Source organism: Nesterenkonia populi (assembly GCF_007994735.1).
Classification (GTDB): Bacteria; Actinomycetota; Actinomycetes; order Actinomycetales; family Micrococcaceae; genus Nesterenkonia; species Nesterenkonia populi.
The window spans coordinates 1,009,532-1,027,846 of sequence record NZ_VOIL01000001.1; the positions used below are offsets into that span (position 1 = coordinate 1,009,532).

The following is an 18,315-nucleotide window of genomic DNA, read 5'->3' on the forward strand; positions in this document are numbered from 1 at the left end:
AGCACCCGGAACCCGGCGAAAGGCTGAGAAGACGATGACGACCATGGTCGTAGTGGCGAGCAGGCACGGCTCGACTGCAGAGATCGGCGAGCGGATCGCCTCGACTCTCTCAGCCCGGGGAGTCTCCGCCCACGTGAAGGACACCGGCGAGGCCGGCCAGTGGATCTACGAGTCCGACAACATCATCGTCGGCTTCCCGGTCTACCGGCAGAAGTTCCTCGGTGAGGGCCCCCTCTTCCTGGAGGCTCACCGCACCGAGCTGCAGGGCAAGCCCCTCTTCCTCTACGCGGTCGGCGGAGGCCCCAAGCTCAGCCCTGAGCTCACCGCCGATCTGCGCCGGTTCCCCACCCGTGATGTCGCCTACTTCCGAGGCGCCATCAGCGAGGAGAAGCTCTCCTTCTGGGAGAAGCTGCAGCTGAAGGTCGGCAAGCAGCCCACTGACGTCGACTTCCGCGACTGGCCCGCCATCGAGAGCTGGGCCAACGGCCTCCTCGCCTACGGAGTGAGCTGAGGCTCAGTCCTTCGCCGCGAGCACAGCCCGGGCCGTCGCCTCATCGGTGATAAGGGTGGTGAACCAGCACTCCTTGGCCGCCGCCCGGATGCTGGGGGCCTTCTGCCCGCCCACCGCCGCGGCGATCCGCACCGGGATGCGGCGCAGCGTCTCCTGAGGTATCCGCACAAACCGTTCGCGCCCCGGGAAGTCCACCTCCTTTCCCTCCCGGTCCAGGAACGCCAGGCACACATCGCCCACCGACCGCGCCAGGCTCGGGTGGCTGCGCGGCACTGACTGGGCGATCGCCCGGCGCGTCATCGTCGGCGCTCCGATGCCCATCAGCAGGGCTGAGGCCGACTCCCAGTCCCGGATGATCTGCTGATAGCCCGGGTCGTCACGCAGCGCCTCCGCAAGCGCCTCGGAGGGCATGGACGGTGCGAACAGGTAATGCGGGCGCCCGCCGTTGGAGGCGGTGAACGCCCGCACCACCTCGTTGGTCTGGTGCTCCGGGTCCGGCTCCGCCTGCCCGCCCACCGTGGGGGCGACGACGACGCCGGAGAAGTCGCCCAGCCGCTGCTGGGCCAACGCGTAGGTGGTCTCCCCGGAGGCGACCAGCAGGGCGTCCCCTGACCGCAGGCCGGCCTCATGCAGAGACTCTCTGGCCTGGGGAGCCAGGCCCGGCCCCACATGCTTCGACTGGTCGCCGGGGGCTAGACGGACCCTCCGGATGCCGAGCGCCTCAGCGAGCTCCCGCCCCAGAGACTCCACCCCGCCGGCGGCCGGGCGGCGGACCTGGATCTCCACGATTCCGAGCCGCCGGGCCTCGCTGAGCATGCGGCTCACGGAGGACCGGGAGATCCCCAGCTCGGCGGCGACCTCGGCCTGGGTGGCCCCCTCCTCGTAGTACAGCTGCGCTGCCCGGTGGACCCGGTGCAGCTCATCAGACGTCGTTGTCATGCCGTCCACTGTATCCCGCGTCACACCTGGCCATGCACGTCTGTGCGACCGCACAGCTGTGCACGACGTATGTCGTAGAGGGGTGCGCTCGCCGATCTATTCGTACTGGACTGCCCGACGGGCGGCTTCCAGGGTGCGGGGAGCGTAGCTGCTGCCGAACAGGAGCCAGTGCGCGGCCAGATAGAACAGCTGATGCACCGGGACCCGGTCCTCCCAGCCGTCAGTCAGCGGCCAGGTCTGGTCGTAGGCCTCCAGGACTGTGTCCAGATGGGGCAGGCCGAACATCTGCAGCACCGCCAGATCCGACTCCCGGTGCCCTGCGTGGGCGGTGGGGTCGATCAGCACCGCCCCGTTCGGGCTCCACAGCACGTTGCCGGCCCAGAGGTCCCCGTGCAGCCGCGATGCCGGCTCGTCGAGGTCCAGCTCCCCGGAGGCGATCCGGTTGCGCGCCTTGGCGAGCACCGAGGCGTCGTCCATGCTGATGTGGGTGCTCAGCCGCTCCAGAACCGGGTCCAGCCGCTCCCGGGCGTGGAACACGCCCCAGGAGTCGTAGGTGTCCGCGCCGACCTCGAACAGAGCGTCGGCCGGGCCGAACAGCGGCGGCACGCCCGAAGGATGATCGTCCGGAAGCTCGCCGAACTCGGTGCCCGCCGGCAGGGAGCGGTGCATCCGGGCGAGCGCCGACCCGAAAGCTTCCGCAGCCTCGGGCGACGGTGTGCCGGAGGGGACCTCCTCCAGTTCGAGCCGGCCGTGCTCGGCGGCGATGACCCCGGCAACCGGCGGGCCGCCGTCGTGCTCAGCCCTCTTCAGCCACCGCAGTCCTGCGGCCTCCACGAGGGCGGCCTGCGGCGGGGTCGTGCTCTTGGTGAAGCTCATGGTCGGATCACAGTCCTTCCGGCATCGGCTGGAGCTGGTCATGGCTGATGCCGAGGTCCCCGGCGATCGTCCAGTCGGGGTTCTCGTTGCCGTCTGCGTGGGCGGCCCGGCGCATCGGCACCCCGGCCTCGTCGGCGATCACCGCTGCGCCTGCCCAGTCGTGCTCCTGGATGCCGTACTCCGCGTAGGCGTCCAGGGTCCCCTCGGCCACCATGCAGATGTCCAGGGCGGCCGCGCCGAGCCGGCGCATGTTGCCGAACTGGGCGAGCATCGCCGAGACTGCCGCGGCCTGCTCCTCCCGGCGCTCCGCGTCGTAGGCGAAGCCGCTGGCCAGCAGCCCGGCGGAGAGCTCACCGGTGGGTCCGGTGAGCTGCACCGGGTCAGAGCTGTAGGACGCAGTCCAGGCGCCCTGACCGGCGGACGCCCACCAGAGCTTGCGCAGGGCGGGGGCGTCGACGACACCGAGGATCCATTCGCCCTCAGGGGACTGCAGTCCCACTGAGGTGCCGTAGTAGACGATGCCTCGCACAAAATTGGTGGTGCCGTCCAGCGGGTCGATGGACCAGCGGTAGCCCGAGGGGTCGGAGACCTCAGTGGTGCCGTACTCCTCCCCGGAGATGACGTCGTGGGGGCGGTAGGAGGTGATGACGTCCCGGACGGCGTCCTCAGCCTGTTTGTCGAAGTCGGTGACGAAGTCCGCTGCGGAGGTCTTGGTCTGCAGCCCTGAGTTCTCCACGGTCAGCGGGATGCCGGCGGGTGCGGTCTCAGTCCGTCCGGCGAGCACATCGGCTCCGGCCCGGGCGGCCTCCTTGGCGATTCTCAGCAGCTCATCCAGTGTGCTCGGGTCGGTGCTCATGCGCTCTCCTCCAGTCCTTCGGGGCCTTGCTTCAGCAGAATCTCGAATTGGTCCTCGTCCAGCACCGGCACCCCCAGCTGCTCGGCCTTGGCCAGTTTGGAACCGGCGGAGCCGCCGGCCACCACATAGTGGGTCTTTGCGGAGACGGAGCCGGAGGCGCGGCCGCCGCGGGCGATGATCGCCTCCTTGGACTCGTCCCGGGAGAACCGGTCCAGTGAGCCGGTGACCACCACGGTGAGGCCCTCCAGGGTGCGCGGCGCAGACTCGTCGACCTCATCCTCCGTCCGCACTCCGGCGGCGGCCCACGCGTCGAGGATGCGGCAGTGCCAGTCCGCGCTGAACCACTCACGGATCGAGGCGGCGATGACTGGGCCCACCCCGTCGATCCCGGCGAGCTCCTCCTCGCTGGCAGCTCGGATCTTGTCCATGGACCCGTAGGCGCTGGCCAGGGCGCGGGAGGCGGTGGGCCCCACATGCCGGATGGACAGAGCCACAAGGACCCGCCAGAGCGGCTGCTCCTTGGACTTCTCGAGCTCCTTGAAGAGTGTGTTGGTGTTCTCCCGCGGCTTGGACGGCTCTTTGAGCTGGCCGTCGGGGCCGTACTGCGGCTTGGTCCAGAAGTACAGGACCGGCGCGTACCGGCCGGTGGGCTCGAACTTTCCGGTCTCCGCGCGCTTCTCCAGCACCTCCCGCCACCGGTAGACCCCGCGCAGGTCCTCCGGGGCAAGGCCGAAGAGGCCGGCCTCGTTGCGCAGCACCGGGCTCTGGGGGCGCGGCTCGCCGTCGTCGTCGAAGTCCACCGGGGCGCCGGATTCGCGGGTCCTTCCAGCGTCGATGAGCTCGGCGGGCGGACGGACCTCCTCCGGGTCTGGGTTCGTGAGCGCCAGCCCGGCCTCCTCGCCGAGGGCCTCAATGTCCAGGGCGCCGCGGGAGCCCACGTGGATGACCCGCTCGGCCAATTGGGCCGGGCAGGTCTCAGCGTTGGGGCAGCGATAGTCGACGTCGCCCTCCTTGGCCGGTGCCAGGGCGGCGCCGCAGGCCGGGCACGACGCCGGGAAGACGAACTCGCGCAGCAGCCCCTCGGCCTCCCGCCGCTCCCGCTCGGCCGGGACCGGCCCGAGGACCTCGGGGATGACGTCGCCGGCCTTGCGGACAGTGACCCGGTCTCCGATCTTCACGTCTTTGAGCTTCACCACATCCTGGTTGTGCAGGGTGGCCTTCTCCACAGTGGACCCGGCGACCTTCACCGGCTCGAGCATCGCGAAGGGCGTGACCCTGCCGGTGCGGCCCACCTGCACGCGGATGTCCAGCAGCTCGGTGGAGGCCTCCTCCGGCGGGTACTTGTACGCGGCCGCCCACCGGGGCACGCGGGAGGTGTGCCCCAGGGCCCGCTGGGCCTCGAACCCATCGACCTTGATGACCACGCCGTCGATCTCGTGGACCAGGCTGTGCCGGTTGGCCCGGTGCTCGTCCAGGTACGCCTCGATCTCCTCGAAGGTCTCCAGGATCCGCGTGTACGGGGACACCGGCAGGCCCCAGAGGGCCAGCTGCTCGTAGGCCTCGTGCTGGCTGCTCAGCTCCAGGCCCGACCGGGCCCCGATCCCGTGCACGAACATGGACAGCGGCCGCTCGGCAGTCTTGGCGGGGTCCTTCTGCCGAAGGGAGCCCGCGGCGGCGTTGCGGGGGTTGGCGAACTCCTTCTCGCGGGCCTCGCGCAGCCGCTCGTTGAGCGCATTGAACTCCGCGGTCGGCATGAAGATCTCTCCGCGGACCTCGATCTCCTCCGGGTGGTTCTCCCCCTGGAGCCTCTGCGGGATGTCTTTGATGGTGAGCACATTGTGGGTGACGTCCTCGCCGGTGGTGCCGTCGCCGCGGGTGGCTGCCCGGACGAGCTCTCCGCTGCGGTAGAGGAGGCTGATGGCCAGGCCGTCGATCTTCACCTCGGTGAGCCAGCGGGGCGCCTCCCCGGGCCGCAGGCTCTGCAGGGATTCGACGGTGCGGTCGTACCAGACCCGCAGCTCATCCTGGGAGAACAGGTCCTCCAGGGAGTACATCCGCTGCAGATGCTGGACCGGCGCGAACGCAGAGGAGGGCTCGCCGCCGATCTGCTGAGTGGGGGAGTCCGCGGCGACCAGCTCGGGATGCTCCGCCTCGATCTGCCGCAGCCGGTGGATGAGCTCGTCGTAGTCGGCGTCGGAGATCTGCGGGGCGTCCTCCACGTGATACGCGACCTGGTGGGTTCGGACCTGCTCGGCCAGCTGCGCGTACTCCTCACGGAGGTCCTCAGCAGGGGGCTGTCCGGCGTCGCTGTGCTCTTCGGTCACTCGGACCAGTCTAGTCAGTCGTAGGGACAGGACGAATGGCCGGTGGGACGTGAGCGGAGACAGGGCGGCTCGCCTGAAGCTCCGTCACATTCTCACCGGCCATGTCGAGGGGACCGACCAGCTCTAGCTGAGCTGGTCGGTGGGGGCCTCATAGCGGAGTATCGCTGCTGCGTTCTCCTTCACGCCCGTGCCCACCAGGGCCACGGAGGCGTCCACGCTGGCAGCCTCGGCGAGCAGCTTGTCCTCGCCCGGGGCCTCGGCGTCATAGCGCAGCAGCAGGGTGTCGACGGCGCCCAGGCGAACGGCCTTGAGGATATCCTCGGCGCCCTCCACGGCCTGACCGTTGCCCTTGTTCTCGTTGAACCGGTCAGTCACCTCCTTGGTGCGCTCCAGGGTGATCTCTCGGGCCAGGGCGGCCAGGTCCTCGTGCAGGGACTGCTCAGCCCCCTCATCGGCAGAGTCTGCGGGGATGCCGCCGCCGGAGCCGATCTCACGGGCGATCTCCTTCAGATCGGCGGGGAGCTCGTCCAGCAGGCGCTTGCGCCCCTGCACCTCGCCGGCGACCACGACGATGTCGGGGTTCCACGCGGAGGCGGCCTTCGCCACCCGCTCCGTGATGTCGCGGATGTTCAGGGCAGCGGCCTCGTCCGCACGCTGCTGCATCCGGCGGTGGTGCTCGGCGCCCTCGCGCGGCTTGTTGACAGTCTCGGTGGCGGAGCCCTCCACGCGAGTCTCCGGCGCGGTCGCCAGGATCTCCTCGGAGGTGAAGACTTCGCGGCGCAGCACGGCCTTCTCCTGGTCGGTGATGGCCACCAGGGCCCGCACGGACCGGGCCCGCTGGCGGACGTAGTCGCCCAGGGATGCAGGCTCGCCGAGCACGGCCCGGTCACCGCCGTCGCGGGTGGAGTCGAAGTCCCGCTCCAGCAGGAGGCCGTCCTTATTGGCGATCAGCACCCGGCCCTCGGTCTGCACGGCGGTGATGTTCTCCGTCAGTATCGCGCTGTCCAGGGCGGAGAGGGCCTCGTCGTGGGCGCCGGCGTCGGCGAGCTCGCCGCGCAGCGAGTCCCAGCGCAGGCGGACCTCCTGCTCAGCATTGGGGGAGGCGGGTTGGGCCTGCAGGTACACCGTGGCGAAGGGACCCTCCGCCTCGAAGATGCTGCGAACGTCTGAGAGCTGCATGCGTTTCACCTTTCTTGCTTGCGTATCTGATCTGGTGTGAACGCTAGGAGCCGCAGGTCAGCGCAGGGTCAAAGGACCCTGGACAGTTGCTGGTGGTGCACTTGGCCCCGCTCAGGCCGTTCTGCGGAGGACGCTGAGCTCGGGGAGGCGGTCCACGGAGAACTCGCCGGGCCGGTGGAAGCGGCAGAAGCCGCCTTCGGGGACCTGCTGCAGGTAGGCGGCCATCTGGGCGAGCTCGGCGGGGGAGAACTCCTCGGCCCGACGACGTTTGGCGGGGGCGGAGCGCCGGGAGTCCTCGCGCGGCTCCACCTCGAGCCCGAGCAGTGCGTTGAGGGCGGCGATGTACTCGTCGGTGCGGCCCTCGGCGGCGAGCTCGCGGGCACGGACTGTGGGGGTGTGCAGCAGCTTCCGGACGATCCGCCGGGCGGCGAACTCGACCTCCTCGGCGGCGGCGGTGCAGCCGTGCTGCCTGCGCACCTTCTCCATCTCCTCGTCGAAGACGGACTGGGTGTGCTTGCGCAGGGCGACGATCGCGTCGTCGGCGGTGCGCTCCCGGCGTTCGGTGAGGTACTGCTGCACGGAGTCGGCGACGACGGCGCGTGCCTGCTCCACGGAGGCGGAGGTCTCCTCGGGGGCGGCGAGCTTCACGGACTCCAGGGTGATGAGCTCAACGCCGGGCAGCTCGGCGACGTCAGGGGCGAAGTCGTGGGAGAGAGCCAGGTCGATGACGATCAGGGGAGGCTGGCCCTCGTCCTGGCGGCGCTCCAGCTGCGCGAGGCTGCGGATCTCACCGGCGGTGATCTGACGGTTTCCGCCGGAGGCGCCGATGACGACGTCGGCGCCGGCCAGGGCGGGGGCGAGCTCGTGCATCTGCAGCGGCCGGGCATCCCCTCCGCGCTCGGCGAGCTGCGCGGCCCGATCAGCGAGGAACTCCTCGGCCCGCCCGGATCCGGAGAACACTGAGATATTGGGGACGCCGCGCTCGGCCAGCTGGGCCAGTGCGGTGCCGGCGTAGGCGCCGGTGCCGATCAGCAGGGCGCCGGCGGCGGGGTAGAAGGTGTCTGAGCCGCCGCGCATGTCCCCGGCGATGTCCAGGGCCACGGAGACGATGGACCGGCCGCGGACGCCCAAGGCGGTCCTGGCGCCGACGTCTTTGGCGGTGCGGGTGGCGGTCTCGAAGAGTTTGGTGAGGTTCCCGGAGACGGTGCCGGCCGCCTGCGCTTCGATCAGGGAGCGTCGCACCTGGCCGGCGATCTCGCGCTCGCCGACGACGGCGGAGTCCAGCCCGGCCCCGACTTCGAAGAGGTGGTTGACGGCGTCGTCCTCCACCAGCACCTTGAAGCTGCGGGCGACGGTGTCTCTGTCGAGCCCGGAGGAGCCGGCGACGGCTTCGATGAGCGCCTGGCGGGAGGCGCGGACGTCCTCGGGCCTTCCGGAGGCGGATTCGGCGTAGATCTCAAGCCTGTTGCAGGTGGCCAGGGTGATGGCAGGCAGAGACACAGAAGCGGCGACGTCGGCCGCTCCTGAGGAGAGGGTTCCGACCGTCTCGAGGTCCAGGTCGGAGTGGGTTGCGACTAGCGAGAACAGAACCACGGCGTCCTGCATTCTAGCCCTTCGGGCCCGCGTGGGCAGAATGGGCGGACTTCAGGCGCGAAGGCCGCGGCAGCGCGGCCGAGAGGCCGGGGAGGCCCGCGCGCCTGGGGGACCCAGCCCTGGCAGAATGGGGCGCGTGACTTTGACCAGCCTCCCTGAGACCCACCCGTTCGCCGCCGGCGTGACCGCTGACGCTCCGCTGCTCAACCAGTACCGCGGGGGTCATGACGCCGTGGGCGAGCCGTCCGCTCCGTCCCGCCGTCCTGTCTGGTTCATGCGCCAGGCCGGGCGTTCGCTGCCGGAGTACCGGAGGCTGCGCGAGAGCACCACCATGCTGGATGCCTGCCTGGACCCGGAGATGGCCGCTGAGATCACGATGCAGCCGGTTCGCCGGCACGACGTCGACGCCGCGATCTTCTTCTCCGACATTGTGGTTCCGCTGCGCCTGGCGGGGATCGATGTGGAGATCCAGCCCGGGGTCGGTCCGGTGCTGGGCTCGCCGGTGCGCACCGCGGCAGACGTCGCGAAGCTCCCGGATCTGGACGAGGATGCCTTCGCTCCGATCGTTGAGGCGGTTCAGCGGACGACGGCGCAGCTGGGCTCCACGCCTCTGATCGGGTTCGCGGGTGCTCCGTTCACCCTGGCCGCCTACATGGTGGAAGGCCGTCCGTCCCGAGACCACCTGGGGCCGCGGACCATGATGCACGCGGACCCGGACACATGGCGGGCGCTGGCCGAGTGGGCCGCTGAGGCCTCCGGCGCCTTCATGCGCGCCCAGGTGACGGCCGGCGCCTCGGCCGCGCAGCTGTTCGACTCATGGGCCGGCTCGCTGGGCCGGGCCGACTACGCCGAGCACGTGATGCCGCATTCGGCCTCCGCTCTCTCCCAGGTGAAGGACCTGGGGGTCCCGGTGGTGCACTTCGGCACCGGCACCGGGGAGATCCTGGACCTGATGAAGGACGCCGGCGCGAGCGTCGTCGGGGTGGACTACCGGCTGGGCCTGGCGGAGGCGTCCCGTCGCGTGGGCGCGGAGACCCCGCTGCAGGGCAACATCGACCCGGCCCTGCTCACCGCCCCGTGGGAGGTGCTGGAGGCCCACGTCCGCGGGATCGTCGAGGCCGGCTCCGGGGCGGCCGGGCATGTGATGAATCTGGGCCACGGCGTCCCGCCGGAGACTGATCCGGAGGTCCTCACCCGCGTCGTCGAGCTCATCCATTCCATCGATTGACCAATCACCCCTGCCTTGTTGGCGTATCTGCCGTTGATAGAGAGCGGATTAAGCCAACAATGATGGGACAACCCGAGAAGGGGTGCCGAATGACGCAGTCTGCCGTGGTGGGCGGGGGAATCGCCGGGATGACCGCAGCGTGGGAGCTGGCGCGTGCCGGGCACGACGTCGTGCTGTTCGAGTCCTCGGACAGGCTCGGCGGCGCCCTGGCTCCCCTGGTGCTGGGTGAGGGTCTGGCCTCAGGCGCGAAGGCGCCGCGGCCTGCGCGCGGGGCAGGGGTCAGCATCGATGCCGGGGCGGAGGCCTTCGCGACCCGAAGCCCCGCGGTGCGGGAGTTCGTCGAGGAGCTGGGGCTCGCAGATGATCTGGCGGATCCTCACCCTGCTGGGGCTTGGCTGCAGCTTTCGCACACCGTCGGGCCGCTGCCGGCCACGGGGATCCTCGGTGTTCCCGCGGACCCGCAGGCCGAAGACGTCCGTGCGCTCATCGGCGAAGCCGCCGCGGCCCGCGCTGCAGAGGACCTCACCGCGCCGATGGCCTGGTCCTCGGAGGACCGGCCGTCCGTGGGCGCGGTGGTGCGGGACCGGATGGGCGACGCGCTCGCCGACACCCTGGTCGCGCCGATCACGGCGGGGGTCTATTCGGCCGGCCCCGACCAGCTGGACCTGCGCACCGTCGCGCCCGGTCTGTTCGAGGCGATGATCGCAGAAGGCTCGCTCGCCCGCGCGGTGGCCGCGCAGAAGGCGAAGCAGGCTTCAGGCGGGGCGGCCGGCGCGGCCTCCCCGCGGCCGGGAGATGACGCCGCGCAGCCCAAAGCCGGCTCGGCTGTGCAGTCGCTCACCGGCGGCATCCACACGCTCGTCGCGGCCCTGGAGCAGAAGCTCCTCGAGGCCGGAGTCCGCGTCGAGCGGAACCGTCCGATCTTGGATCTCAACGAGCTCGCTGGGTACGACGACGTGGTGCTCGCCCTTGACGCCCCCTCCGCCGGCCGTCTGGTCGCGGGGGTCCTGAACCCGGCGCCGCTGCCCTCCGCGTTCGGCGGGATGGGCACCGCCGTCCCTGGCTCGAGCGCCAGCGGCCTGGCCCGGTGGCGCGTCGAGGATGCGACCCGCGGCGTCGCGCTGGTCACCCTGCTGCTCAACGCTCCGCAGCTTGATGCCCGCCCCCGCGGCACGGGCATGCTCGTCTCCCCGCACGTCACCGGGATCGGGGCGAAGGCGATGACGCACGTCTCGGCGAAGTGGGACTGGGCGCGAGAGGCGCTCGCCGCTGAGCTGGGGGAGAGTCATCATGCGGTGCGGCTCTCCTACGGCCGCACGGACGGCTCGGACGGCTTCGGCTGGGGCTCCTCCGACGCGGAGCTGGAGGCTCAGGCGAGGCGGGACGTCGTCGCCCTGTTCGGTGAGGACCTGCCCGGCGGGCCGGTTGCTGAGGATCAGATCCTTGAGGCCCAGGTGGTCCGCTGGCGTCGGGCGCTGCCCGGGACGAGCCCCGCCCAGGCGCGCAGCCTGCAGCAGGTGCGGGCCGCCGTCGCCCTGCACAACCGGCGGGCTGGGCGGTCCCGGCAGCCGAGGCTCCACCTGGCGGGGACGTGGTTTGCGGGGACGGGGCTGGCGCGGGTCATTCCGCACGCGCGTAGAGTGGCTGCGGAGATCGGGCGCCGCTCTTCTACGTGACGTAGAAAAGTCGCTAGACTGCCTATTGCGAATAGCTCAGAAAAGCCAGTGCCTGAAGGAGGCGTCCCATGAGTTACGGCCGCAACCCCCAGCGGACACCGGAGGAGGTCAACTCCTCCGGCAAGGACTGGTACACCCTCTACGCAGTGTTCAAACGCGCCTCCGGGCGCGGAGCCGCCGGCGGCGAAGCGCGCCGCAAGCCGTCCACCCAGCCGAAGAGGAAGCACGTCAAGGAGTTTGACGCCGTCGCCTCGTCCTTCGCAGGAAAGGGGCTCGGCAAGGACGACGAAGCAGTGGAGCTGCGAGGCGTCTACGACGTCTCCGGCATGCGCGCCGAAGCTGACGTCATGGTCTGGCTGACCGGCCACAGGGCGGAGAACATTCAGGCCGCACTGCGGCAGCTGCACCGGACTGCTCTGCTGAACCAGACCGAGATCGCCTTCTCTGCGATGGGCGTGCACCGCACCGCCGAGTTCGCCCGCGGCCACGTGCCGGCCTTCTCCCGCGGGGTGGAGGCTGAGGACTGGCTGGTCGTCTACCCGTTCAACCGCTCCTATGACTGGTACCTGATGGACCCGGCCAAGCGTGGCGCGATGCTGCGCGAGCACGGCCAGCTGGGCCAGGAGTTCCCCACGGTGCTGGCGAACACCACCAGCGCCTTCGCCCTCAACGACTGGGAGTGGCTGCTGGCCCTGGAGGCCCCGCAGCTGACCGCCCTGGTGGACATGATGCGCAAGCTGCGCGAGTCCGAGACCCGCTACCACGTTCGGGATGAGACGCCGTTCTACACCGGACGCCGTCTCTCCAGCACTGCCGAGATCTTCGAGGTTCTAGCCTGATGACTGACGCTCCCACAGCACCCACCGGCGTCCCGCAGGACTCCCTGGACAGCGAGCGCGCCAACTGTGACGCGATCCTGCTGGCCAGCTTCGGCGGCCCGGAGGGCCAGGACGATGTGATCCCGTTCCTGCGCAATGTCACGCGCGGCAAGGGCATCCCCGACGAGCGGCTCGAGGAGGTCGCCGCCCATTACCGGGCCCACGGCGGCGTGAGCCCCATCCAGCAGCAGAACCGGGACCTGAAGGCCGCCCTGGAGAAGGAGCTGGAGCACCGGGACATTGAGCTGCCGCTCTACTGGGGCAACCGCAACTGGGACCCGTACTTCGCTGACGTCCTCAAGGAGATGCACGCCGCGGGGCATCGCAGGGTGCTGGTGCTGGTGACCTCCGCCTACGCAGGCCACTCCTCCAATGACCAGTACCTGGAGGACTTCGACCGTGAGCTGAGGGCCACCGGACTGGAGAATGAGCTGGAGCTGGTGAAGGTCCGTCCCTACTTCTGCGACAAGGCGTTCGCCAAGCCGTTCGACGACGCCTTGGCCGACGGAATCCGTGATGTCCGGGAGCGGCTGAACCGTGCCGGCAGGCCGGAGGCGAAGCCGAAGGTCATCTTCGTCACCCACTCGATCCCCACTGCGGTGGCTGAGGCGCAGGGCCCGCAGCGGATTAGGGACGAGTACGGCACGGATGTCTACACCGCTCAGCACGAGGCGGTCGCGAAGCACCTGATGGGCTCTCTGCCGGAGGCCACCGGGCTGGAGCATTCGTTGGTCTTCCAGTCCCGCTCGGGCAGCCCGGAGACCCCGTGGCTGGAGCCGGACATCAATGACGCCATCGAGGAGGACGCCAAGAACGGCGTGCCTGGTGTGGTCGTGATGCCGATCGGCTTCGTCTCTGACCACATGGAGGTCATCTGGGACCTCGACACTGAGGCGAAGGAGACCGCCGAGGAGCTGGACATGGTCTTCTACCGCGCCCCCACGCCGGGCACTCACCGGGCTTTCGTCTCTGGCCTGGTGGACATCATGGGGGAGTACATCACCGACGAGAAGGGCAGGCCGCTGTCAGCCGGCGAGCAGATCGTCCCCGGCGACTGGTCCGACCTGACCGGCCCCGGCGGCTGGTGCCCGTGGGTCTCCGAATGAGCCCGCAGGCGGGGACCATCCGGGTCGGCACCCGCGGCTCCAAGCTGGCCCTGAAGCAGACCACGACGACGGCGGTGGCGCTCTCTGACCTGGCGGGCCGGGCTCATGAGCTGGTCACCATCAGGTCGGAGGGCGATGTCCTCACCGGCCCGCTGTCCCAGCTGGGCGGCACCGGGGTCTTCGCGACGGCGCTGCGGCAGGCACTGTTCGACGAGACCGTCGATGTGGCGGTGCATTCGATGAAGGACCTGCCGGCGAAGGACCTGGAGGGCCTGTCGATCGCCGCGGCTCCGGTCCGCGAGGAGGTGCGGGACGCCCTGTGCGCGGCTGAGGGCATGACCTTGGAGGAGCTGCCGGAGGGCGCGAAGGTCGGCACCGGCTCGCCGCGCCGTGCCGCTCAGCTGCTGGCAGCCAGGCCTGACCTGGAGGTTGTGGACATCCGCGGCAATGTGGGCACGCGCCTGGCGCGGGTCCGCGGCTTCGAGGACGCCGCGGAGTCCTCCTCCCAGGCGCCGGGGGCTGCCCGCGGGGATCTGGACGCTGTGGTGCTGGCCGGGGCTGGCCTGGGCCGTCTGGGTCTGGAGGATTACATCTCCGAGCTGATCGACCCCGAGGTGATGACCCCGGCCCCCGGGCAGGGCGCGTTGGCGGTGGAGGTCCGCGAGCAGGATGCCGCCGGGATCTCTGACTTCGGGATCGCGCTGGCTCAGCTGGAGGACATTCCGACCCGTCTGGAGGTCACGGCGGAGCGGGCGCTGCTGGCCCGGCTTAATGCCGGCTGCTCGGCGCCGATCGGAGGTTTGGCCCGCTGCACGGATGAGCCCGACGGCGGGGTGAACCTGCGCCTGGACACTGTGGTGTGCGCTCCGGACGGCTCCGAGGTGCAGCGCGCCGGCCAGGAGATCACCCTGGAGGCCGGGGTGACCCGTGAGGCCGGCGTCGAGTCTGCCGAGCGCTTGGGCACTCAGGTCGCCGAGACCCTCCTCGCCGAGGACAGAGGCCTCCTCAAGCACGTCATCGACACCTGAGGGAAAACCGATGGGCGACTTCGCGCTTCTCTTCACCGTTTCTCCTCCGTTCTTGCGTGCGACGGCCTTTTCCCGCCCCGAACGCACAGAACGAGGGGTTGGCTGGTGGTCCGAGTGCGGATAGTTCTCACCCGTTCTTCCACGCGGTCCGGCCGGCTCGAGGCCGGGCTGGCTGAGGCCGGGTTCGACGTCGCGCATCTTCCGCTGACCGAGCAGGTCCTGCCTGAGGAGACCGGTCCGCTCACGACGGCGCTGCTGCGGCTCGGCGCGGGGGAGTTTCAGTGGCTGCTGCTCACCTCAGGCAATACGGTCCGGTTCCTGCTGGACGCCGGATGGGGCGGGACGGTTCCGGCGGGGACGCGCATCGGCGTCGTCGGTCCGGGCACTGCACACACGCTCGCCGAACTCACCGGGATCACTGAGCGCTGGATGCCGCAGGACCACAGCGCCGACGGGATCCTCACCGAGTTCGCACAGACCCCCGAGGCTGCCGCGCTCTTCCTCCCCCAGGCCGCCCGGGCTCAACCCCAGCTGGCCGAAGGTCTGCGCAGCAGAGGATGGGACGTCACCCAGGCAGCCGCCTACGACACCGTCCCCGTCGACGGCGACCTCCCTTGGACCCCCGGGCCTGATGACGTCGTGCTCCTGACCGCTTCCTCCGCGGCGAAGGAATGGCACCGTCGGGGCCTTACCGCCGGCACCGTCCTCGCCATCGGTGAGCCCACAGCCCGCACCCTTCGTGATCTGCGCGCCCCCGCCGACGCGGTTCTCCCGGAGCCGACCGCAGCCGGCGTCCTGGCAGCCCTGAATCCCCGGAACTAGACTGCGGACCATGCCTTTCCCCGCTGATCGTCCGCGTCGTCTGCGCCGCACCCCCGCCCTGCGGCGCCTGGTCGCCGAGACCCGCCTGCACCCGGCTGACCTGATCCTCCCTGTCTTCGTCAGAGAGGGGCTCACTGAGCCTGCGCCGATCAGCTCCATGCCCGGCGTCCGCCAGCACACCGAGCACACACTCCTCGGCGCCGCCCGCGAGGCCCGGGACCTGGGGCTCGGCGGCATCATGCTCTTCGGCATCCCCGCCGAGCGTGACCCGCAGGGCAGCGCCGGCACCGACCCCGACGGCATCCTGAACCGTTCCATCCGCGCGGTGAAGGACGCTGTGGGGGAAGACCTGCCCGTCATGAGCGACCTCTGCCTGGACGAGTTCACCGACCACGGGCACTGCGGCATCGTGGATGAGGCCGGGTACGTGGACAACGACGCCACCCTGGAGATCTACGCGCTCATGGGCGTGGAGCAGGCCAGGGCAGGTGCGGACATCGTCGCCCCCTCCGGCATGATGGACGGCCAGGTGGCGGTGATCCGTGAGGCGCTCGACGACGCCGGTCACCACCATGTGCCGATCCTCGCCTACGCCGCCAAATATGCGTCCGGGTTCTACGGGCCCTTCCGCGAGGCAGTGGACTCCCAGCTCAAAGGCGACCGTCGCCAGTACCAGATGGACGCTCCCAACCGGCGCGAAGCCCTCAAAGAGGTCGAACTGGACCTCGCTGAGGGCGCCGACATGGTGATGGTGAAGCCTGCCACCGCCTACCTGGACATCCTCGCCGACGTCGCCGAGACCTCGGACGTTCCGGTGGCCGCGTACCAGGTCTCCGGTGAGTACGCGATGATCGAGGCCGCCGCCGCCAACGGGTGGATCGACCGACGGCAGGTGGTCCTGGAGGCCCTGACCTCCATCCGCCGCGCGGGTGCCGCGAACGTGCTGACCTACTACGCTGCCGAGGCGGCCCGATGGATCAAGGAGACTGCATGACCACTAACGCTGAGCTGTTTGAGACTGCCCAGACGCTGATGCCCGGCGGGGTGAGCTCCCCGGTGCGTGCGCACGGCTCGGTCGGCGGCACCCCGGTCTCCATGGTGGCCGGGGAGGGAGCCTGGCTGACCGACGCTGAGGGCAGGAAGTACGTGGACCTGGTGGGCTCCTGGGGTCCGGCCCTCCTCGGGCATAGGCATCCCGCGGTGATCGACGCCGTGCACCAGGCGGTCGATGCCGGGCTCGGCTTCGGCACCTCCCACCCCAACGAGGCCAAGCTGGCCGAGCTGGTCCGCGGCCGGGTGCCCGGGGCGGAGCGGATCCGGTTCGTCTCCACAGGAACCGAGGCCACGATGACCGCGATCCGTCTGGCCCGCGGCGCCACTGGGAAGAGCATCGTGGTGAAGTTCGCCGGCTGCTACCACGGCCACTCGGACGGCCTGCTGGCCGCCGCCGGCTCCGGTGTCGCCACGATGGGCCTCCCCGGGTCCGCGGGCGTGACCGAGGCGCAGGCCTCCGAGACGGTCGTCATCGAGTACAACGACCGTGCCGCCCTGGAGCAGGTGTTCGCCGAGCACGGTGAGAAGGTCGCCGCCGTGATCACTGAGGCGACCCCGGCCAACATGGGGGTCGTCCCCCCGGGGGAGGGTTTCAACGCGTTCATCCGGGAGATCACCCAGAAGTATGGCGCTCTGATGATCTTCGACGAGGTGATGACGGGTTTCCGCATCACTGAGGCGGGATACTGGGGCGCTTCCGGCCGGGCTGAGGGCTGGGCCCCGGACCTGTTCACCTTCGGGAAGGTGATCGGCGGCGGGCTGCCCACCGCCGCGCTGGCCGGCGGTGCTGAAGTCATGGAGCACCTGGCGCCGTCCGGCCCGGTCTACCACGCGGGCACCCTCTCCGGTAACCCGGTGGCGATGGCCGCCGGCGCCGCAACGCTGGAGAACGCGGACGCCGCGGTGTACTCGCATATTGATGAGAAGGCTCAGACGGTGGCCGACGCGCTGACCGCGGCCCTGGCCGAGGCGGGAGTGGATCACACGCTGCAGAAGGTCGGGAACCTGTTCTCCGTGGCGTTCGGCACCAGCAGCACGGGTGTGCACAACTATGCGGAGGCTGGCGCCCAGGAGGCTTTCCGGTACGGCCCGTTCTTCCACGCGATGCTGGACGCCGGTGTGTACCTGCCGCCGAGCGTGTTCGAGGCCTGGTTCCTCTCCGCAGCCCATGACGACGCCGCGGTGGAGCAGATCCTGGGGGCGCTGCCGGCAGCCGCGGAGGCGGCCGCCCAGGCCGGCTAGAAGAGCAGGGTGTTCAGGAGGCTGTAGTCGACGCGGTCGCCGATCCAGCCGCTGACCAGGAAGTACAGGCCGATGAAGGCGACGATGGCGAGCAGGATGATCCCGACGGGCAGCCCCTTGCCGTTGTCGCCCTCGGGACGCTCGTCGTCATCGTTGAGGTGCGGGTAGTGGCTCATCGTCAGAGACTCTACTGCTGAACGGGCCAGGACGGGTCCACGACGGCGTCGGGCTTGGCCCGGCGCAGCCACTGCTGGAAGTCTGCGGCCTGCTCAGCCTTCCAGCCCGCCTGAAGCTCGTGCAGCTGTGCGGCCGGCACCTGCAGCTGCGGGTACTGCTTGGCCAGGCACAGCGCCACCTCCACGGCCGCCTTCGCGTCCGCGGCGGCCGAATGAGCGGCCTCAAGCATCACCTGGTACACCCCGCAGAGGTCACCGAGAGTGCGTTTGCCGCGCCGGTACTTGTCCACCTGCTTATCCATCACCAGGGGGTCGATGACCGGGGTGGGGGAGGGGAAGCCGACGCCGTGCCGGGCTGCCTCGTGCTTCAGGACCGTGAAGTCATACGGGGCGTTCATGGCGACCACGGCGGCCCCGGCCTCGAACTCCTTGGTGAGCTCGACCACCAGCTGCCGGACAGCCTCCGCGGCGGGCATGCCCTCCGCCTGGGCGTACTCGGTGCTGATCCCGTGGATCTCGGTGGTCTCCGGTGGGATCTCCACACCGGGATCCACCAGCCACTCGCGCACCCGCATGCCCTCCGCTCCGGGCTCCAGCTCCACCAGGGCGGCTGAGACGATCCGGGCCTGGGCAGGGTGGCGGGATGTGGTCTCCACATCGAAGCCGACCACCCGCCCGCTGTGCCAGGACTCGGCCGAGGGCGTGATCTCAAACAGGGCGTCGCTCATGCCTCGAAACCCTACAGCGCACCCCGGACGCACTCGTCGGCAAACATCCGCAGGCACGTCACCGGGCGGATCTGCGCCTGACGCGCGCGCCGCTCATCAC

Annotated in this window: 17 protein-coding genes; 9 read left to right on the forward strand and 8 right to left on the reverse strand. The window is 70.2% G+C overall.

The genetic code is table 11. The features are described from left to right. Positions 1-34: 34 nt before the first annotated feature. Positions 35-511, forward strand: a complete 477-nt coding sequence (locus tag FWJ47_RS04765; protein ID WP_147104834.1) for a flavodoxin domain-containing protein — start codon at positions 35-37, stop codon at positions 509-511. Positions 512-514: 3 nt separating this feature from the next. Here FWJ47_RS04765 and FWJ47_RS04770 read toward each other — a convergent pair whose 3' ends face one another. The 6 genes from FWJ47_RS04770 to FWJ47_RS04790 all read right to left on the reverse strand — a co-directional run bounded on the left by FWJ47_RS04770 (position 515) and on the right by FWJ47_RS04790 (position 8,278). Next, on the reverse strand, positions 515-1,450 hold the full coding sequence (locus FWJ47_RS04770; RefSeq protein ID WP_147104837.1) for a sugar-binding transcriptional regulator: 936 nt from the start codon (positions 1,448-1,450) through the stop codon (positions 515-517). A 96-nt stretch (positions 1,451-1,546) separates the two neighbouring features. Continuing rightward, positions 1,547-2,326 (reverse strand): fructosamine kinase family protein, encoded by a 780-nt coding sequence (locus FWJ47_RS04775; protein ID WP_147104840.1) that lies wholly within the window; start codon positions 2,324-2,326, stop codon positions 1,547-1,549. A gap of 7 nt (positions 2,327-2,333) precedes the next feature. Beyond that, positions 2,334-3,182 carry an inositol monophosphatase family protein gene (locus tag FWJ47_RS12035; RefSeq protein ID WP_170228481.1) on the reverse strand — a complete coding sequence of 283 codons (849 nt, stop codon included), beginning with the start codon at positions 3,180-3,182 and terminating at the stop codon, positions 2,334-2,336. Continuing rightward, a complete protein-coding gene (gene ligA / locus FWJ47_RS04780; RefSeq protein WP_246126164.1) occupies positions 3,179-5,506 on the reverse strand; it encodes an NAD-dependent DNA ligase LigA in 2,328 nt (775 codons plus the stop codon). The genes FWJ47_RS12035 and ligA overlap by 4 nt, the downstream gene beginning before the upstream one ends. A 123-nt stretch (positions 5,507-5,629) precedes the next feature. After that, a complete protein-coding gene (locus tag FWJ47_RS04785) occupies positions 5,630-6,685 on the reverse strand; it encodes a baeRF2 domain-containing protein (RefSeq protein WP_147104843.1) in 1,056 nt (351 codons plus the stop codon). 111 nt (positions 6,686-6,796) lie between these two features. Continuing rightward, a complete protein-coding gene (locus FWJ47_RS04790; RefSeq protein WP_147104846.1) occupies positions 6,797-8,278 on the reverse strand; it encodes a glutamyl-tRNA reductase in 1,482 nt (493 codons plus the stop codon). 127 nt (positions 8,279-8,405) lie between these two features. On the opposite strand from FWJ47_RS04790, the gene hemE reads away from it, so the two are divergent. The 8 genes from hemE to hemL all read left to right on the forward strand — a co-directional run bounded on the left by hemE (position 8,406) and on the right by hemL (position 17,311). After that, positions 8,406-9,506, forward strand: coding sequence for a uroporphyrinogen decarboxylase (gene hemE, locus FWJ47_RS04795; protein WP_147104849.1), 1,101 nt, complete (start codon positions 8,406-8,408; stop codon positions 9,504-9,506). An 89-nt stretch (positions 9,507-9,595) separates the two neighbouring features. After that, positions 9,596-11,182 carry a protoporphyrinogen/coproporphyrinogen oxidase gene (locus tag FWJ47_RS04800; RefSeq protein WP_170228482.1) on the forward strand — a complete coding sequence of 529 codons (1,587 nt, stop codon included), beginning with the start codon at positions 9,596-9,598 and terminating at the stop codon, positions 11,180-11,182. Positions 11,183-11,250: 68 nt separating this feature from the next. Continuing rightward, positions 11,251-12,021, forward strand: a complete 771-nt coding sequence (gene hemQ, locus FWJ47_RS04805) for a hydrogen peroxide-dependent heme synthase (protein ID WP_147104856.1) — start codon at positions 11,251-11,253, stop codon at positions 12,019-12,021. Beyond that, positions 12,021-13,166: a ferrochelatase gene (locus FWJ47_RS04810; RefSeq protein ID WP_147104860.1), complete on the forward strand. Its 1,146-nt coding sequence runs from the start codon at positions 12,021-12,023 to the stop codon at positions 13,164-13,166. The genes hemQ and FWJ47_RS04810 overlap by 1 nt, the downstream gene beginning before the upstream one ends. Beyond that, positions 13,163-14,194 carry a hydroxymethylbilane synthase gene (gene hemC / locus FWJ47_RS04815; protein ID WP_147104863.1) on the forward strand — a complete coding sequence of 344 codons (1,032 nt, stop codon included), beginning with the start codon at positions 13,163-13,165 and terminating at the stop codon, positions 14,192-14,194. Before FWJ47_RS04810 ends, hemC begins: the two co-directional genes overlap by 4 nt. Before the next feature lie 105 nt (positions 14,195-14,299). Then, positions 14,300-15,016, forward strand: a complete 717-nt coding sequence (locus FWJ47_RS04820) for a uroporphyrinogen-III synthase (protein WP_170228483.1) — start codon at positions 14,300-14,302, stop codon at positions 15,014-15,016. A gap of 10 nt (positions 15,017-15,026) precedes the next feature. After that, complete coding sequence (hemB, locus tag FWJ47_RS04825) at positions 15,027-16,010, forward strand: porphobilinogen synthase (protein ID WP_147104869.1); 984 nt, start codon at positions 15,027-15,029, stop codon at positions 16,008-16,010. After that, entirely contained in the window at positions 16,007-17,311 is a 1,305-nt protein-coding gene (gene hemL, locus FWJ47_RS04830) for a glutamate-1-semialdehyde 2,1-aminomutase (protein ID WP_147104872.1), read from the forward strand. The genes hemB and hemL overlap by 4 nt, the downstream gene beginning before the upstream one ends. Here the strand turns inward: hemL and FWJ47_RS04835 are convergent. Both FWJ47_RS04835 and FWJ47_RS04840 read right to left on the reverse strand, forming a co-directional pair. Next, a complete protein-coding gene (locus tag FWJ47_RS04835; protein ID WP_147104875.1) occupies positions 17,308-17,487 on the reverse strand; it encodes a hypothetical protein in 180 nt (59 codons plus the stop codon). The two genes, hemL and FWJ47_RS04835, sit on opposite strands and share 4 nt — an antisense overlap. Positions 17,488-17,498: 11 nt before the next feature. After that, positions 17,499-18,215, reverse strand: coding sequence for an exonuclease domain-containing protein (locus tag FWJ47_RS04840; RefSeq protein WP_147104878.1), 717 nt, complete (start codon positions 18,213-18,215; stop codon positions 17,499-17,501). Positions 18,216-18,315: the final 100 nt, after the last annotated feature.

Coding starts and splice junctions, on each gene's coding strand:
- FWJ47_RS04765 (WP_147104834.1), top strand. CDS start 35: ATGACGACCATGGTCGTAGTGGCGAGCAGGCACGGCTCGACTGCAGAG.
- FWJ47_RS04770 (WP_147104837.1), bottom strand. CDS start 1,450: ATGACAACGACGTCTGATGAGCTGCACCGGGTCCACCGGGCAGCGCAG.
- FWJ47_RS04775 (WP_147104840.1), bottom strand. CDS start 2,326: ATGAGCTTCACCAAGAGCACGACCCCGCCGCAGGCCGCCCTCGTGGAG.
- FWJ47_RS12035 (WP_170228481.1), bottom strand. CDS start 3,182: ATGAGCACCGACCCGAGCACACTGGATGAGCTGCTGAGAATCGCCAAG.
- FWJ47_RS04785 (WP_147104843.1), bottom strand. CDS start 6,685: ATGCAGCTCTCAGACGTTCGCAGCATCTTCGAGGCGGAGGGTCCCTTC.
- hemE (WP_147104849.1), top strand. CDS start 8,406: ATGGGGCGCGTGACTTTGACCAGCCTCCCTGAGACCCACCCGTTCGCC.
- FWJ47_RS04800 (WP_170228482.1), top strand. CDS start 9,596: ATGACGCAGTCTGCCGTGGTGGGCGGGGGAATCGCCGGGATGACCGCA.
- hemQ (WP_147104856.1), top strand. CDS start 11,251: ATGAGTTACGGCCGCAACCCCCAGCGGACACCGGAGGAGGTCAACTCC.
- FWJ47_RS04810 (WP_147104860.1), top strand. CDS start 12,021: ATGACTGACGCTCCCACAGCACCCACCGGCGTCCCGCAGGACTCCCTG.
- hemC (WP_147104863.1), top strand. CDS start 13,163: ATGAGCCCGCAGGCGGGGACCATCCGGGTCGGCACCCGCGGCTCCAAG.
- hemB (WP_147104869.1), top strand. CDS start 15,027: ATGCCTTTCCCCGCTGATCGTCCGCGTCGTCTGCGCCGCACCCCCGCC.
- hemL (WP_147104872.1), top strand. CDS start 16,007: ATGACCACTAACGCTGAGCTGTTTGAGACTGCCCAGACGCTGATGCCC.
- FWJ47_RS04835 (WP_147104875.1), bottom strand. CDS start 17,487: ATGAGCCACTACCCGCACCTCAACGATGACGACGAGCGTCCCGAGGGC.
- FWJ47_RS04840 (WP_147104878.1), bottom strand. CDS start 18,215: ATGAGCGACGCCCTGTTTGAGATCACGCCCTCGGCCGAGTCCTGGCAC.